Below are 13765 nucleotides of genomic sequence, written 5' to 3'. Positions count from 1 at the left end.
GAACCCTATGCCACGCTTTGCCGCCAACCTGTCCATGCTGTTTACCGAACAGGACTTTCTCGCGCGCTTCAAGGCCGCTGCCGAGGCCGGTTTCCAGGGTGTCGAGTACCTGTTCCCCTATGAATTCAGCTCGGCTGACATCAAGGCCCAGCTCGACACCCATGGCCTGACCCAGGTGCTGTTCAACCTGCCGGCCGGTGACTGGGCCAAGGGCGAACGCGGCCTGGCTTGCCACCCGGACCGGGTCGAGGAGTTCCGCGCCGGGGTCACCCTGGCCATCGCCTACGCCCAGGTGCTGGGCAATACCCAGATCAACTGCCTGGCGGGGATTCGGCCGCAGGGTGTGGATGATGAAACCGTGGAAAAGACCTTTGTCGCCAACCTCAAGTACGCCGCCGACAAGCTGCAAGCAGTAGGCATCAAGCTGGTCATGGAAATGATCAACACCCGCGACATTCCGGGCTTCTACCTCAACAACACCGCCCAGGCCCTGTCGATTCGCGAACAGGTGGGCAGTGACAACCTGTTCCTGCAGTACGACATCTACCACATGCAAATCATGGAAGGCGATCTGGCCCGGACCATGGCCGCGCACCTGGAGGAGATCAATCACATCCAGCTGGCGGACAACCCTGGGCGCAATGAGCCGGGAACCGGGGAGATCAACTACCGCTTCCTGTTCGAACATCTGGACCGCATCGGGTACGCGGGCTGGGTCGGCTGTGAATACAAGCCGCTGACCACCACCGAAGCGGGTTTGGGCTGGCTTAAAACCCACAACGCCGTCTAACCGACACCACACAAAACCTTGTGGGAGGGGGTTTGCTGTGGTGATGGGGGGCTTTACCACTGCCCCCCATGGGGCTGCTACGCAGCCAGCGCGGGACAAGCCCGCTCACCACAACAAGCCCCCTCACCACAGCAAGCCCGCTCACCACCGCAAGCCCAGCGCCCACAGAGCATAAAAAGAGGATTTCATCATGGCTAAAATCGGATTTATCGGCACCGGCATCATGGGCCAACCCATGGCCGCAAACCTGCAGAAAGCCGGTCATCAACTGTTGCTTTCCGAACACCACGGCAAGGCGCCGGCCGAGCTGATCAGCGCCGGCGCAGTGGCCCTGGCCACCCCGCAGCAAGTGGCCCAGGAAGCCGAGTTCATTATCGTCATGGTCCCCGACACCCCGCAGGTCGACGACGTGCTGTTCCGCGCCGACGGTGTGGCGGCGGGCCTGTCGCCGAACAAGGTGGTGATCGATATGAGTTCGATCTCTCCCACAGCCACCAAGGCGTTTGCGGCAAAGATCAACGAGCACGGCGCGCAGTACCTCGACGCCCCGGTGTCCGGCGGTGAAGTCGGCGCCAAGGCCGGTACCTTGAGCATCATGGTCGGTGGCGAACCACAGACCTTCGAACGTGCCCTGCCGCTGTTCCAGAGCATGGGCAAGAACATCACCCTGGTGGGCGGCAATGGCGATGGCCAGACCGCCAAAGTGGCCAACCAGATCATCGTCGCGCTGAATATCCAGGCGGTGGCCGAAGCGCTGCTGTTCGCCTCCAGGAACGGCGCCGACCCGGCCAAGGTACGTGAAGCGCTGATGGGCGGCTTTGCCTCATCAAAGATCCTCGAAGTGCACGGCGAACGCATGATCAAGGGCACCTTCGATCCGGGTTTCCGCATCAACCTGCACCAGAAGGACCTGAACCTGGCCCTGGCCGGTGCCAGGGAACTGGGGATCAACCTGCCGAACACCGCCGGCACCCAGCAGGTGTTCAGCACCTGCGCGGCGCTTGGCGGCGGTAACTGGGACCACTCGGCGCTGATCAAGGGGTTGGAGCATATGGCGAACTTTTCGATTCGCGATAAGTAACCCCCCTTTGAAAGGGCTGTACCTCTAATAACAAAAATACCCGGGAGCCCGCTTATGTCGGTCGATCCGCAACACCTGCTTCGCGAGCTGTTTGCCACAGCCATCGATGCCGCCCACCCCCGGCACGTCCTCGAACCCTGCCTGCCCGCCGACCGCAGCGGCCGCGTGATCGTGATCGGCGCCGGCAAGGCGGCGGCCGCCATGGCGCTGGTCGTCGAGAATTGCTGGCAAGGCGACGTCTCAGGCCTGGTGGTGACCCGCTACGGCCACGACGCCCCTTGCCAGAAAATCGAAGTGGTCGAAGCCGCCCACCCGGTGCCCGATGCCGCCGGCCTGGCGGTGGCCAAGCGCGTGCTGGAATTGATCAGCAACCTGAGCGAAGACGACCGGGTGATCTTCCTGCTCTCCGGCGGTGGTTCGGCACTCCTGGCACTGCCTGCCGAAGGCATCAGCCTGGCCGACAAGCAGGCCATCAACAAAGCCCTGCTCAAATCCGGCGCCACCATTGGCGAGATGAATTGCGTACGCAAGCACCTCTCGGCAATCAAGGGCGGTCGGCTGGCAAAGGCGGCCTGGCCGGCCACGGTCTACACCTACGCGATTTCCGATGTGCCGGGCGACCAGGCCACGGTCATCGCTTCCGGCCCCACGGTCGGCGACCCCAGCACCTCGCAACAGGCCCTGGCGATCCTCAAGCGCTACGGCATCGACGCACCGGCCGCCGTGCGCAGTTGGTTGCAGAATCCGGCCTCGGAAACCGTCAAACCCGGTGACCCGGTGCTCGCCCGCAGCCACTTCCAGCTGATCGCACGCCCGCAACAATCCCTGGAAGCGGTGGCGGTGAAAGCGCGCCAGGCCGGTTTCAGCGCGCTGATCCTCGGCGACCTGGAAGGCGAAGCGCGGGAGGTGGCCAAAGTGCACGCCGGCATCGCGCGGCAAATCGTGCAGCACGGCCAGCCGTTGGCGGCGCCGTGCGTGATCCTCTCCGGTGGGGAAACCACCGTCACCGTGCGCGGCAATGGCCGTGGCGGGCGCAACGCCGAATTCCTGTTGAGCCTGACCGACAGCCTCAAAGGCCTGCCGGGCGTGTACGCCCTGGCCGGCGACACCGACGGCATCGACGGCTCGGAAGACAACGCCGGCGCAATCATGACCCCGTGCAGCCATGCGCGCGCCGAAGCCCTGGGCCTGTCGGCCAGCGACGAGTTGGATAACAACAACGGTTATGGCTACTTCGCCGCCCTCGACGGCTTGATCGTTACCGAGCCGACCCGCACCAATGTCAATGACGTGCGCGCCATCCTGATCCTTGAGACTGCCCGCCATGACGCCTGACAAGAAGGTCAAGATCCTCGCCACCCTGGGCCCGGCCACCGACGGTATCGACGACATCCGCGAGCTGGTGCAAGCCGGGGTGAATATCTTCCGCCTCAACTTCAGCCACGGTGAGCATGCCGATCACGCCCGGCGCTACCACTTGATTCGCCAGGTGGAGCGCCAGCTCAACTACCCGCTGGGCATCCTCATGGACCTGCAAGGGCCGAAGCTGCGCGTCGGGACGTTTGCCGAGGGCAAGGTGCAACTGGTGCGTGGCCAGGCCCTGCGCCTGGACCTGGACCCGACGCCGGGTGACCAACGCCGGGTCAACCTGCCCCACCCGGAAATCATCGCCGCCCTGGAACCGGGCATGGACCTGTTGCTCGACGACGGCAAGCTGCGCCTGCGCGTGATCACCCGGCACGCCGATGCCATCGACACCACCGTACTGAATGGCGGCGAGTTGTCCGACCGTAAAGGCGTCAACGTCCCACAAGCCTTGCTGGAACTCAGCCCGCTCACCGCCAAGGACCGTCGCGACCTGAGCTTCGGCCTGGAGCTGGGCGTGGACTGGGTGGCGCTGTCGTTTGTGCAGCGCCCGGAAGACATCCGCGAGGCTCGCGAGCTGATCGGCGACAAGGCCTTCCTGATGGCCAAGATCGAGAAGCCCTCAGCCGTACAACGCCTGCGGGAAATCGCCGAGCTGAGCGACGCGATCATGGTGGCCCGGGGCGACCTGGGCGTGGAAGTGCCGGCGGAGAGCGTGCCGCAAATCCAGAAAGACATCATCCGCACCTGCCGCCAGTTGGGCAAACCGGTGGTGGTGGCGACGCAGATGCTGGAGTCCATGCGCTTCTCGCCGGCGCCAACCCGCGCGGAAGTGACGGATGTCGCCAATGCAGTGGCCGAAGGCGCGGATGCGGTGATGCTGTCGGCGGAAACCGCGTCGGGCGAGTACCCGTTGGAAGCCGTGCAGATGATGAGCAAGATCATCCGCCAGGTGGAAAACGGCCCGGACTACCAGACCCAACTCGACGTCAGCCGGCCCAAGGCCGATGCCACGGTGTCGGACGCCATCAGCTGCGCGATCCGGCGCATCAGCAGCATCCTGCCGGTGGCGGTGCTGGTGAACTACAGCGAGTCGGGCAGCTCCAGCCTGCGCGCGGCGCGGGAACGGCCGGTGGCGCCGATTCTCAACCTCACGCCGAACCTGTCCACCGCACGCCGCTTGAGTGTGGCGTGGGGCGTGCATTCGGTGGTCAATGATCGACTGAGGCAGGTGGATGAGGTGTGTTCCACCGCGCTGGAGATTGCCCAGGCCCAGGGCATGGCGCAGCGCGGGGATACCTTGGTGATTACTGCCGGGGTGCCGTTCGGGCAGCTGGGGTCGACCAACTCCTTGCGCATAGAGACGCTGATCTAGCGCCTGTAGAGGCCCCATCGGGGGCAAGCCCCCTCCCACATTGGACTGCATTCACACATCTAACTATGTGAACCCGATCAAGTGTGGGAGGGGGCTTGCCCCCGATGGAGACAACTCGGTCCCACTGACTCACTAAACATGCACAACCCAACCTGCCCCGACTGGGCCGAAGCCCTGCTCAACGGCTTCAGCCAGATCTTCCTGCAACGCCATCCGCTGTGCGGCCTGCTGTGCCTGTTGGCGATCCTGGTCAGCGCCCCTGCCTTGCTTGGCGGGGCGCTGCTGGGGGGTGTCGCCGGGTTGCTCACGGCCCAGCGTCGCGACTATCCCAAGGCCGAGCGCCAGGCTGGACTCTATAGCTACAACGGCGTGCTGCTTGGTTTGCTGATCAGCCAGCATTTCACCTGGTCGGCCTTGTTGCCACCGCTGATCCTGGCGTGCGGCGGCCTGAGCGCGATCCTCACGCGGCAGTGGCTGAAACACGCCAGCTGGCCACATGACCTGCCCGCCTACACCGCGCCCTTTGTCGGCCTGGGCTGGCTGCTGCTGGGCAGCGTCCCACACAGTGCCTTGGCCCTGGGCGAGCCCGATACCCTGGCGGTGCTCGGCGCGCCGTTCACCGGCCTCGCGCAAATCATGCTGCTGGACCAGCCGCTGGCGGGCGTGCTGATTGCCCTCGGCCTGTGGCTGGCGAACCGGCGTGCCGCGGTCTGGGCCGTGATCGGCGCCAGCAGCGGCGTACTGATCGGATGGCTGCTGGACGACACCAGCGCCGCCCTCCTCGGCCTGCACAGCTACAACCCCGCTCTCGCGGCCCTGGCGCTGAGCCAGGCACGGCGCCAACCCTGGCTGCCGCTGCTCGGCATCCTGCTGGCGATCCTTCTCACACCGGGCTTTGCCGCCGTGCACCTGCCCGCACTCACCGCGCCGTTTATCCTCGCCTGCTGGCTGGTACGCGCCGGCGCCCGAATACTCAGGAAACCCCGCATGGACAGCCCCTTCGAATCCCCCTAGGCTTGCTCGATATTCGATTCAGGCGGGCTTTATGGACAGCAACAACGACTGGCGTCAGCGGCTCTACATCATGGTTTTTCAGAGCGACACCGTCGCCGGGCGGCGCTTTGACGGCATCCTGCTGTTGATCATCCTCGCCAGCCTGGTGATCGTGATGCTCGACAGCATCGACCAGGTCCACCAGAACTACGCCGATGTGCTGGCCTACATTGAATGGGGCTTCACCCTGATCTTCCTGATCGAGTACGGGTTGCGCCTGTACTGTTCGCCCAAGCCGTTGCGCTACGCCTTCAGCTTTTACGGGCTGGTGGATCTGCTCGCCATCGTGCCCGGCATCCTTGCGCTGTACTACAGCGACGCGCAGTACCTGCTGATCATCCGCATCATCCGGATGCTGCGGATTTTCCGCGTGCTCAAGCTCAGCCCGTACCTCAAGCAGGCCAACTACCTGATGGCGGCGCTGCGCGGCAGCAAGCAGAAGATCGTGGTGTTCCTGGTGAGCGTATGCACCCTGGTCACGGTGTTCGGCACCTTGATGTATGTGATCGAAGGGCCGGAGCACGGCTTCACCAGTATCCCCAAAGGCATCTATTGGGCGATCGTGACGCTGACCACTGTGGGCTTTGGCGATATCGTGCCCAAGACGCCGTTGGGCCAGGTGATTTCGTCACTGGTGATGATCACCGGTTACTCGATCATCGCCGTGCCCACGGGTATTTTTACGGCCGAACTGGCCAGTGCCATGCGCGGTGAACAACTGCAACACGACTGCCCGGTGTGCAGGAAAAACAGCCACGAGCCCAACGCGGCGTTCTGTTCGCGCTGTGGCAGCGCTCTTTTTAAGAAAGTGGAATAAGCAAAGTTCTTTTTAATCTTTAAGCGACTAAGTGCCCCCGGCTATAGTCGCTGGCAATGTGCCTCCCCTCTTCTCCCGAACAACAAGGAATGAGCAGTGAAAAAACTCGTAAGCGCCTCTCTCCTGGCCGCCGGCCTTGCCCTCGCGGGCGCCGTCCAGGCCGCACCGGTCACCCTGCTCAACGTCTCCTACGACGTGATGCGCGATTTCTACAAGGACTACAACGCCGCCTTCCAGAAGCACTGGGAAGCCGAGCACCCGAACGACAAGCTGACCCTGCAGATGTCCTTCGGCGGTTCCAGCAAACAAGCGCGCTCGGTGATCGACGGCCTGCCGGCTGACGTGATTACCATGAACATGGCCACCGACATCAACGCCCTGGTCGACAACGGCAAACTGGTGCCGGACAACTGGGTCACCCGCCTGCCGAACAACAGCGCGCCGTTTACCTCGGCCACCGTGTTCATCGTGCGCAAGGGCAACCCGAAAGCACTGAAAGACTGGCCGGACCTGCTCAAGGATGGCGTGCAGGTGATCGTGCCCAACCCGAAAACCTCGGGTAACGGCCGCTACACCTACCTGTCGGCCTGGGGTTATGTGCTCAAGAACGGCGGCGACGAAGACAAGGCCAAGGCCTTTGTCGGCAAGCTGTTCAAACAGGCGCCCGTGCTGGACACCGGTGGCCGCGCCGCCACCACCACGTTCATGACCAACCAGATCGGCGACGTGCTGGTGACCTTCGAGAACGAAGCGGAAATGATCGCCCGTGAATTCGGTCGCGATCAGTTCGAAGTGATCTACCCAAGCGTCTCCGCCGAAGCCGAGCCGCCGGTGTCGGTGGTGGATAAAGTGGTCGAGAAGAAAGGCACCCGCGTGGCGGCTGAAGACTACCTGAAGTACCTGTGGTCGCCGCAAGGCCAGGAAATCGCTGCCAACAACTACCTGCGCCCGCGTGACCCGAAGGTGCTGGCCAAGTACACCGACCGCTTCCCGAAAGTCGACTTCCTGTCGGTGGAGAAGACCTTTGGTGACTGGCGCACCGTGCAGAAAACCCACTTCAATGATGGTGGGGTTTTCGACCAGATCTACTCCGGTCAGTAACTGACAAATGTGGGAGGGGGCTTGAACCCTCCCACATTTAGATCCGGGTTTTGCAGTTACATCGGCGGTGTCACGCCATCCTTGCCGGCTGAAATGGCTTGGGCAGTGATTTTCCCATCCGCCCCCTGCGCGGCAAACAACACCACCTTCACCCCCGGCTTGAGCAAGCTGCGGTCCCCCGGTTCCAGGTTGACGATCGGCACATCCTCCGGCACCACGATCTTCTGTTCGCCGCCTTTGTATTTCACGGTCAACGTCCGCCCTTTGCTGACCACCAGGTCGCCGACGGTGCCGTTGGTCATGCTGCTGCCTTCCTTCAGGTCAAACGCCCGATGCCCGTCCCCCGTGCCGGCCATGGCCGGTGGGAACACATGCACTTCCAGCGCCGTCAGGGTGCCGTCGGCGTTGGGCATGGCGGCCGAGCCGATGTAGCTGCCGGGTTTTATTTCGTCGATCCTGGCCAGGGTAACGGCGCGCACCTGGGTATCCTTGGTCAGGTGCACGGTGACGTCTTCACCGCTGTTGACCTTGACCTGCATCGCATCACCGTCCATCGCGGTGATTGCCCCGCGTACGCCTACGCGCGGTGCATCGGCGGCATTGGCCAGGCCGAGGGCCATCGCAACAGCGAGGCTTGAAGCCAGGAGTATCTTGTTGAGCGTGATTTTCATGGCGCTGGATTTCCTGTTTCGGCAGTTGTTTCTGAATGTATCATCACCCGGCATAAGTGATATCACCACAAACGGCCTACTCGCCGTTGAGCCTTGTCTTTACTCTCGCTCGCCATCTACCTTCGCTTTTATGAGAACACCATGAATGCTACCCCCCATGCTACGAGCACCATGACCCGCGCAATGGTGATGCTGTTTGCGTTTTGCTGCGGCGCCATCGTCGCCAACATCTACTACGCCCAGCCGATCATCGAACTGATCGCACCGGACATCGGCCTCACCCCGGCGATGGCCAGCCTAATTGTGTCCCTGACGCAGATCGGCTATGCCCTCGGCCTGTTCTTCCTGGTCCCCCTGGGCGACCTGCTGGAAAACCGCAAGCTGATGATCATCACGACCCTGGTGGCGATTGCCAGCCTGCTGGGTGCGGCCTTTACCGAACAACCGAACCTGTTCCTGCTGGTGTCGTTGCTGATCGGCTTCAGTTCGGTGTCGGTACAGATCCTGATCCCCCTGGCCGCACACCTGGCGCCCGCCGAGTCTCGGGGTCGGGTGGTCGGCAGCATCATGGGTGGGCTGCTGTTGGGCATCCTGCTGGCGCGGCCAGTGTCCAGCGTCGTGGCTGACCATTTTGGCTGGCGCGCGATGTTCATGGCCGCCGCCGCGTTGATGGTATTTATCAGCGTGGTGCTGATGCTGACCATCCCCAAGCGCCAGCCGGACCACAGCGCCAGCTATGGCCAATTGCTGCGCTCCCTGGGCACCCTGTTGCGAGAACAACCGCTGCTGCGTCAACGCGCGTTTTACCAAGGTTGCATGTTCGCCACGTTCAGCCTGTTCTGGACCGCCGCCCCGCTGGAGCTGGTGCGCAACCACGGCCTGAGCCAGACCCAGATCGCGATCTTCGCCCTGGTCGGTGCTATCGGCGCCATTGCCGCCCCCATCGCCGGACGCCTGGCCGATGCCGGTCACACCCACCGCGCATCGCTGCTGGCCATGGTCTTTGCGGTATTGAGCTTCCTGCCGGCCTTCGTGCACCCGCTGTACAGCGTCATCGGCCTGGCGGTGACCGGCGTGGTTCTGGACTTCTGCGTGCAGATGAACATGGTCCTCGGCCAACGCGCCATCTATGCACTCGACGCCAACAGCCGCAGCCGCTTGAACGCGCTGTACATGACCAGCATCTTCATCGGTGGTGCCTTCGGCTCGGCGATTGCCAGCAGCGTGTACGAACACGGCGGCTGGCTGGGTGTGATGCTGGTGGGCAGCGCGTTCCCGCTGGTGGCGTTGTTGCGGTTCCTCAGTGCGTCGCGGCAAACGGCTGTCGCCACCGCCTAGGAACGCACCAACTTCTCCAAAGCCGCATCCGCCAGAAATGACGAGCGGCTTTTGACCTTGTGCTCGCGCACATACCGGTCAATTCGCTGGATGACATAGCCGGGCAAGGTCACATTGACCTTCTCGGTCTTGCCCAGATACGGCGAGATGTCCAGTTCCAGCATGCCCCAGCCCATCCCGGCATAGTCTTCATGGGTGTGATGAGTGCCCACCGACCTTGGCATCGGAATCACCCCGCCCTCGGCGGCGATCTCCTGCAGCAGGATGTGCGCGACTTCCACCGCGGCGTTGTAGGCCTCTTCGAAACTGTCCCCGGCGGTAACTGCGCCTGGAATATCGGGGATCTGGATACCGGTGGCGGTGAAGTCATCGCCCCATTCGATACAGATTGGGTATTGCATGAATGCTCTCCTTAAAACTGAAACAGCCCGGCACGTTTCCTGATGCTTCTGATGGTGCCCAGCGGCAGATCCTTCTTCGGATGCGGCACCGGGATCGTGTACGGGTTATAGCGGTGGGTAAAAATAGGATAACTGCCCGTGACCCGATCCAGCACCCAACCCGCCTCTTGCAGCGCCTTGATCAATAGCCTGCCTTGCACACCAGCCTCCTTGGCTCGGCCTAAATAAAAGCAACCCTAGAGTTATCTTTACTCAAGCGTTGAAAACCGCCAACCGAATGACATGCCATGGGTATTCCCCACAGGCTTGTCTGTGCATGGCAAGGGCCAGGGCGCCGGCGTTTGCCGACCATGGCAGGCGCTGATCAAGGCCTGAGCCTGTCAGCGCCTCGTCATGGCAGTGTTATCTGCGGGCATCCGACGGCTGGACGATGTTTTGTATCCACTGCAACAAGGCTGAGAACGCCTTGATCATTACCTCGCGTAACGCTGCAAGCGGGTCCGCGCTGCTATCCAGCGGGGGCGCCGGCGGCGGCGCAGGGGCCGGTGTGGGGACAACCTTCGGTGCGGGTTTAACCTCCGGCTTTTGCCCCTGCCACTGCACATCGCCGGGTTTGATCTGGCCAATGCTCTTGACCACCAGGTCGGCGCTGCCGCTCCCCTTCAGATCTATCTCCAGGCTTGAACGCCCGGTGGCCGCGTCGTGCCTGAGCAATGCCTCGCCGGCGCGACCAGAGAATCGATCAGTGAACGTCAGGGCACCGACGCGCGCCTCTTTCAATGCACCCGAGACGTCAATCTTGTCCGTCCCGCTGGTAAAGTCCTCGATCAGGTCAGGCTGCTGCGGTGTGGAGTCGCTGGCCTTGTCGTAGTCAAAAATATCCGCCCCGCCGCCGCCCCGCAGCCTGTCTGCACCCAAGCCGCCCTTGAGCCGATTGTCCGCTTCATTCCCCGTCAAGACATCACGTCCGGCCCCTCCGATGGCGTTTTCAACCACGCAGCCCTTGGCGATGGAAACATTGCCCTTCAAGCCGCCCACATCAGAAAACGACTCGGCTTTCAAATTGATGTTCTGGTTCTGGGAAAACCCGGAACAATCCAGGGTGTCGTTACCGCCCCCATCCCATATGCAAAAGATAGCTTTATCCCTCGCACTGGTGAGGGTCATGGCGTCGCGGCCGGTATTGGAATTGAAGCCGTAGGTGGTGTCGGTGTTGCGGGTTTTGTGATTGGCCCCATAGAGCCGCTGAGCGGCTGCGATGTCATCCATCATCGGGGCAGAGGGATTCGAATACCGAAAATTATGGCCGGCCTGGTTCGTCTCCGACCAGTAGCTCATCACACTGCGTGCCTTGGTATCGCCGGCATACCTGGCACCATTGTTGTAATCAGCGCCGCCGCCATTGTAGTCACCCGGATGCTGCAGGCCGATGGCGTGGCCGATTTCATGCACGGTAGTGACTGAAAAGTGACTGCCCTGCGCCGGCGAACTACTTTCTCGCAGTGTGCCGACCGTGGCCGTGGTGGTGGTAATGCCGCGCGAGGGTGAGCTGGCGACGCCACGGTCACCGTGCGGGTTGTTTTTGATGTGAACCGTGCCGTCGGCGCCGGCTGCCCGCTCCTTGAAACTGATGTTGGCCACGTCCTCCCAATATTGCACCGCCTGGCGCACTCGGCGCTGCTGCGCGGCGCTGAACGTCGGGTCCACCGTATAGGAGAGATCGATCCGCTTGTCGCCATTACGGTCGTGGAAGTGCAGGTTGTCGCGGGTGATGTACTTTCCGGCCTGTTCCGTCGTGAAGGTTGGTTTGCGACCGGCGCCCACACCATAGGGGCCAGGATCGGAAGGCGGCAGGTTTTCAAGTGAGAAGTTGAGCCGAGAACGTTCAGAGCAAATCATGGGACAGTGCGCTCCCTATAGTAAGTTGATGAGTCGAGTCAATCAGAATCGACGCAATAAACTCCCATGCAGAAAACGCTCAGGACAGCGCTGATTTAGTTCGTACTGAAACACCTTAAGGCGGCGCAACATGCGCTAAGACAGGCACTAAACCACTTGCAATTTAAACAACTGAACACACACTTTCGCGCAAAAAAACCTATTGGATTCTCAGGAAAAAAACATAATCCTACAAAACCGTGCTGCTTCGACTACACCAAATCCGCCTTCACCCAGATACATGCACTTAACTTTTTCCGCCGAGTTCGCTGCATGTCAGGATCTCGCCGCTTGACATGCCCCGCACCTCACCGGTGCAGAGCAGGGTCAGGTCAATACGCAATGCCTCTGGTTCAGGCAACACAGCAGGCGCTCGACCGTGTGCTCCAGTGGCCCGGAGTTATCCAGCACAAACAACCCCGAGCCATTGCCGGCGATCAGGTCGGCGGTGAACCGTGCATTGCGCGCCAGGCGCTCCTCGATATCCGCCAGGGCCTCACGCCCCCGCGCCACCAGGCGCTGGCGCAATACGGCTTGATCCACCGCCAGCAACAGCACCCACACATCCGGGTAGCGCTCGCGGGTCTGCGCCAGGTGCGCGCGAGAACCATTGACCAGCACGTCCTCCCCCGCCGCCAGCCATTCGTCGATGACCTTGGGAATGCCGTAGGACAACCCGTTGGCGTGCCAACTGAGGGCAAACGCGCCCTCGGCCTGCATCACGGCGAATTGCTCCGGGCTGACACCCTGGGCCGCCTCACCCACCGCTTCCGCCGAGCGTGTGATCACGCGGCGCACAATCCGGCAACCGCGTTCGGCCAATCGTGGGCGTGCAGCCTCCAACAGGCTGTCCTTGCCCGAACCCGATGGCCCGATGAGATAGATCAACCTGCCCGCCATCAAAACACCCTCTTCGCTTGTCGCCAGACGTGTTGCACCACGGGAAGCCCTGCGCGACTCCTGGCTTGGGCCAGGTCGGCGCGCAGGCCAATGGCGATTTGGCCCCACACTGGAAAGTATATCCAGCAATCCCTCGGCAGCGGCCACATTACCGAAGTGCGCGCCGCCTCAATATTTTCTGGGCGTAGTGCTTACTCAACCCTGACGGGTTGGTGAGGTTTTTTGAAAGTCGCGTGTTGCGGTGATTCAGTCCGTTTCAAAGGGCGAGATAGCCGGAAGTATCTTCAATTCAAAATCTTCCAGAGCCAACATCGCCCCATTTGAAAGCTGCCAGGTGTAGAAATCCGAGAAGTCCCCTCTGGCCAATGCACGAATCACCTTTGCCACAAAACCATGTGCCACCAGCAAAACAACCTGTGTTGGATAAAGCGACGTTAACTGGACCAAGCCTTGGTGTACTCGCGTGACCACATCAGCTATCGACTCACCACCGTCAGGCCCTGCCGCCCATTGGCGCGTGATGTCCTGTGCCCAAAGCGCTGGATGCATGGCCTTGGCCTCCGCCTGAGTCAACCCTTCGAACACACCCACATCGCGCTCGCGGAAGCTGTCAATCGTCACAGGTTCAAGGTTTAACACACGGTTAAGAATCTGCGCCGTTTGCCGCGCCCGCAAGCGTGGAGAAACGATCAACACCTCAATACCGCCGGGTAGTTTTTCGCTGAGCAAAACAGCCTGTTCCCGGCCCCGCTCGGTCAGTTCCGGGTCGAGTGCGCCGAGGTAGCGATGCTCCGCGTTGGCCCACGTTTCGCCGTGGCGTATGACGTAGAGGTTCATGAGGGTCCGTCTCGTTGAAGGGTGGGGAGTTAATCTGGTCCTGATGATAGTGCCGCCTATCGCCTAATGATCGCTCCCATGCTCCGGGTGATCAATCA

14 protein-coding genes and 1 pseudogene are annotated in these 13765 nt (G+C 61.9%); 8 read left to right on the top strand and 7 right to left on the bottom strand.

Annotation, left to right across the window (positions count from 1 at the left end):
• Positions 1-7: 7 nt before the first annotated feature.
• The 7 genes from hyi to BLQ09_RS21810 all read left to right on the top strand — a co-directional run bounded on the left by hyi (position 8) and on the right by BLQ09_RS21810 (position 7582).
• Positions 8-790 (top strand): hydroxypyruvate isomerase, encoded by a 783-nt coding sequence (gene hyi, locus BLQ09_RS21840; RefSeq protein ID WP_027607044.1) that lies wholly within the window; start codon positions 8-10, stop codon positions 788-790.
• 190 nt (positions 791-980) lie between these two features.
• Entirely contained in the window at positions 981-1871 is an 891-nt protein-coding gene (locus BLQ09_RS21835) for a 2-hydroxy-3-oxopropionate reductase (protein WP_092358523.1), read from the top strand.
• A 54-nt stretch (positions 1872-1925) separates the two neighbouring features.
• Complete coding sequence (locus BLQ09_RS21830) at positions 1926-3206, top strand: glycerate kinase type-2 family protein (protein WP_092358521.1); 1281 nt, start codon at positions 1926-1928, stop codon at positions 3204-3206.
• Complete coding sequence (gene pyk, locus BLQ09_RS21825; protein WP_092358519.1) at positions 3196-4611, top strand: pyruvate kinase; 1416 nt, start codon at positions 3196-3198, stop codon at positions 4609-4611. The genes BLQ09_RS21830 and pyk overlap by 11 nt, the downstream gene beginning before the upstream one ends.
• A 138-nt stretch (positions 4612-4749) precedes the next feature.
• Positions 4750-5625 carry an urea transporter gene (locus BLQ09_RS21820; protein ID WP_092358517.1) on the top strand — a complete coding sequence of 292 codons (876 nt, stop codon included), beginning with the start codon at positions 4750-4752 and terminating at the stop codon, positions 5623-5625.
• 31 nt (positions 5626-5656) lie between these two features.
• Complete coding sequence (locus BLQ09_RS21815) at positions 5657-6481, top strand: ion transporter (RefSeq protein WP_027607039.1); 825 nt, start codon at positions 5657-5659, stop codon at positions 6479-6481.
• A gap of 96 nt (positions 6482-6577) precedes the next feature.
• Positions 6578-7582 (top strand): sulfate ABC transporter substrate-binding protein, encoded by a 1005-nt coding sequence (locus tag BLQ09_RS21810; RefSeq protein WP_027607038.1) that lies wholly within the window; start codon positions 6578-6580, stop codon positions 7580-7582.
• Between the two features lie 56 nt (positions 7583-7638).
• On the opposite strand, the gene BLQ09_RS21805 is transcribed toward BLQ09_RS21810, so the two are convergent.
• Positions 7639-8253, bottom strand: a complete 615-nt coding sequence (locus BLQ09_RS21805) for a DUF5666 domain-containing protein (RefSeq protein WP_027607037.1) — start codon at positions 8251-8253, stop codon at positions 7639-7641.
• Positions 8254-8394: 141 nt separating this feature from the next.
• Here BLQ09_RS21805 and BLQ09_RS21800 point away from each other — a divergent pair, with 141 nt between their 5' ends.
• Positions 8395-9591: an MFS transporter gene (locus BLQ09_RS21800; protein ID WP_081744462.1), complete on the top strand. Its 1197-nt coding sequence runs from the start codon at positions 8395-8397 to the stop codon at positions 9589-9591.
• Here BLQ09_RS21800 and BLQ09_RS21795 read toward each other — a convergent pair.
• The 6 genes and pseudogenes from BLQ09_RS21795 to BLQ09_RS21775 all read right to left on the bottom strand — a co-directional run bounded on the left by BLQ09_RS21795 (position 9588) and on the right by BLQ09_RS21775 (position 13667).
• Entirely contained in the window at positions 9588-9992 is a 405-nt protein-coding gene (locus tag BLQ09_RS21795) for a type II toxin-antitoxin system HicB family antitoxin (RefSeq protein ID WP_027607035.1), read from the bottom strand. The genes BLQ09_RS21800 and BLQ09_RS21795 overlap by 4 nt on opposite strands.
• Before the next feature lie 11 nt (positions 9993-10003).
• Positions 10004-10192, bottom strand: a complete 189-nt coding sequence (locus tag BLQ09_RS21790; RefSeq protein WP_092358515.1) for a type II toxin-antitoxin system HicA family toxin — start codon at positions 10190-10192, stop codon at positions 10004-10006.
• Between the two features lie 202 nt (positions 10193-10394).
• The gene (locus BLQ09_RS21785) at positions 10395-11891 is read right to left on the bottom strand and encodes a M10 family metallopeptidase C-terminal domain-containing protein (RefSeq protein ID WP_092358513.1); all 1497 of its coding nucleotides are present in this window, start codon (positions 11889-11891) and stop codon (positions 10395-10397) included.
• 366 nt (positions 11892-12257) lie between these two features.
• Complete coding sequence (phnN, locus tag BLQ09_RS21780; protein WP_027607033.1) at positions 12258-12830, bottom strand: phosphonate metabolism protein/1,5-bisphosphokinase (PRPP-forming) PhnN; 573 nt, start codon at positions 12828-12830, stop codon at positions 12258-12260.
• Positions 12830-12934, bottom strand: a pseudogene (locus BLQ09_RS31985) (PhnM protein); the annotation flags it as partial. The pseudogene BLQ09_RS31985 and the gene phnN, both read right to left, overlap by 1 nt.
• A 142-nt stretch (positions 12935-13076) precedes the next feature.
• Entirely contained in the window at positions 13077-13667 is a 591-nt protein-coding gene (locus tag BLQ09_RS21775) for a histidine phosphatase family protein (protein ID WP_043293701.1), read from the bottom strand.
• Positions 13668-13765 lie beyond the last annotated feature (98 nt).

Origin of the sequence: Pseudomonas sp. NFACC25 (assembly GCF_900100935.1) — a bacterium.
Taxonomy (GTDB): domain Bacteria; phylum Pseudomonadota; class Gammaproteobacteria; order Pseudomonadales; family Pseudomonadaceae; genus Aquipseudomonas; species Aquipseudomonas marginalis.
This window is presented reverse-complemented; position numbering and strand designations above follow the sequence as displayed.

Bases quoted from the DNA above. Each gene is read 5' to 3' on its own strand.
- hyi (WP_027607044.1), top strand. From the start codon at position 8: ATGCCACGCTTTGCCGCCAACCTGTCCATGCTGTTTACCGAACAGGAC.
- BLQ09_RS21835 (WP_092358523.1), top strand. From the start codon at position 981: ATGGCTAAAATCGGATTTATCGGCACCGGCATCATGGGCCAACCCATG.
- BLQ09_RS21830 (WP_092358521.1), top strand. From the start codon at position 1,926: ATGTCGGTCGATCCGCAACACCTGCTTCGCGAGCTGTTTGCCACAGCC.
- pyk (WP_092358519.1), top strand. From the start codon at position 3,196: ATGACGCCTGACAAGAAGGTCAAGATCCTCGCCACCCTGGGCCCGGCC.
- BLQ09_RS21820 (WP_092358517.1), top strand. From the start codon at position 4,750: ATGCACAACCCAACCTGCCCCGACTGGGCCGAAGCCCTGCTCAACGGC.
- BLQ09_RS21815 (WP_027607039.1), top strand. From the start codon at position 5,657: ATGGACAGCAACAACGACTGGCGTCAGCGGCTCTACATCATGGTTTTT.
- BLQ09_RS21805 (WP_027607037.1), bottom strand. From the start codon at position 8,253: ATGAAAATCACGCTCAACAAGATACTCCTGGCTTCAAGCCTCGCTGTT.
- BLQ09_RS21800 (WP_081744462.1), top strand. From the start codon at position 8,395: ATGAATGCTACCCCCCATGCTACGAGCACCATGACCCGCGCAATGGTG.
- BLQ09_RS21795 (WP_027607035.1), bottom strand. From the start codon at position 9,992: ATGCAATACCCAATCTGTATCGAATGGGGCGATGACTTCACCGCCACC.
- BLQ09_RS21785 (WP_092358513.1), bottom strand. From the start codon at position 11,891: ATGATTTGCTCTGAACGTTCTCGGCTCAACTTCTCACTTGAAAACCTG.
- phnN (WP_027607033.1), bottom strand. From the start codon at position 12,830: ATGGCGGGCAGGTTGATCTATCTCATCGGGCCATCGGGTTCGGGCAAG.
- BLQ09_RS21775 (WP_043293701.1), bottom strand. From the start codon at position 13,667: ATGAACCTCTACGTCATACGCCACGGCGAAACGTGGGCCAACGCGGAG.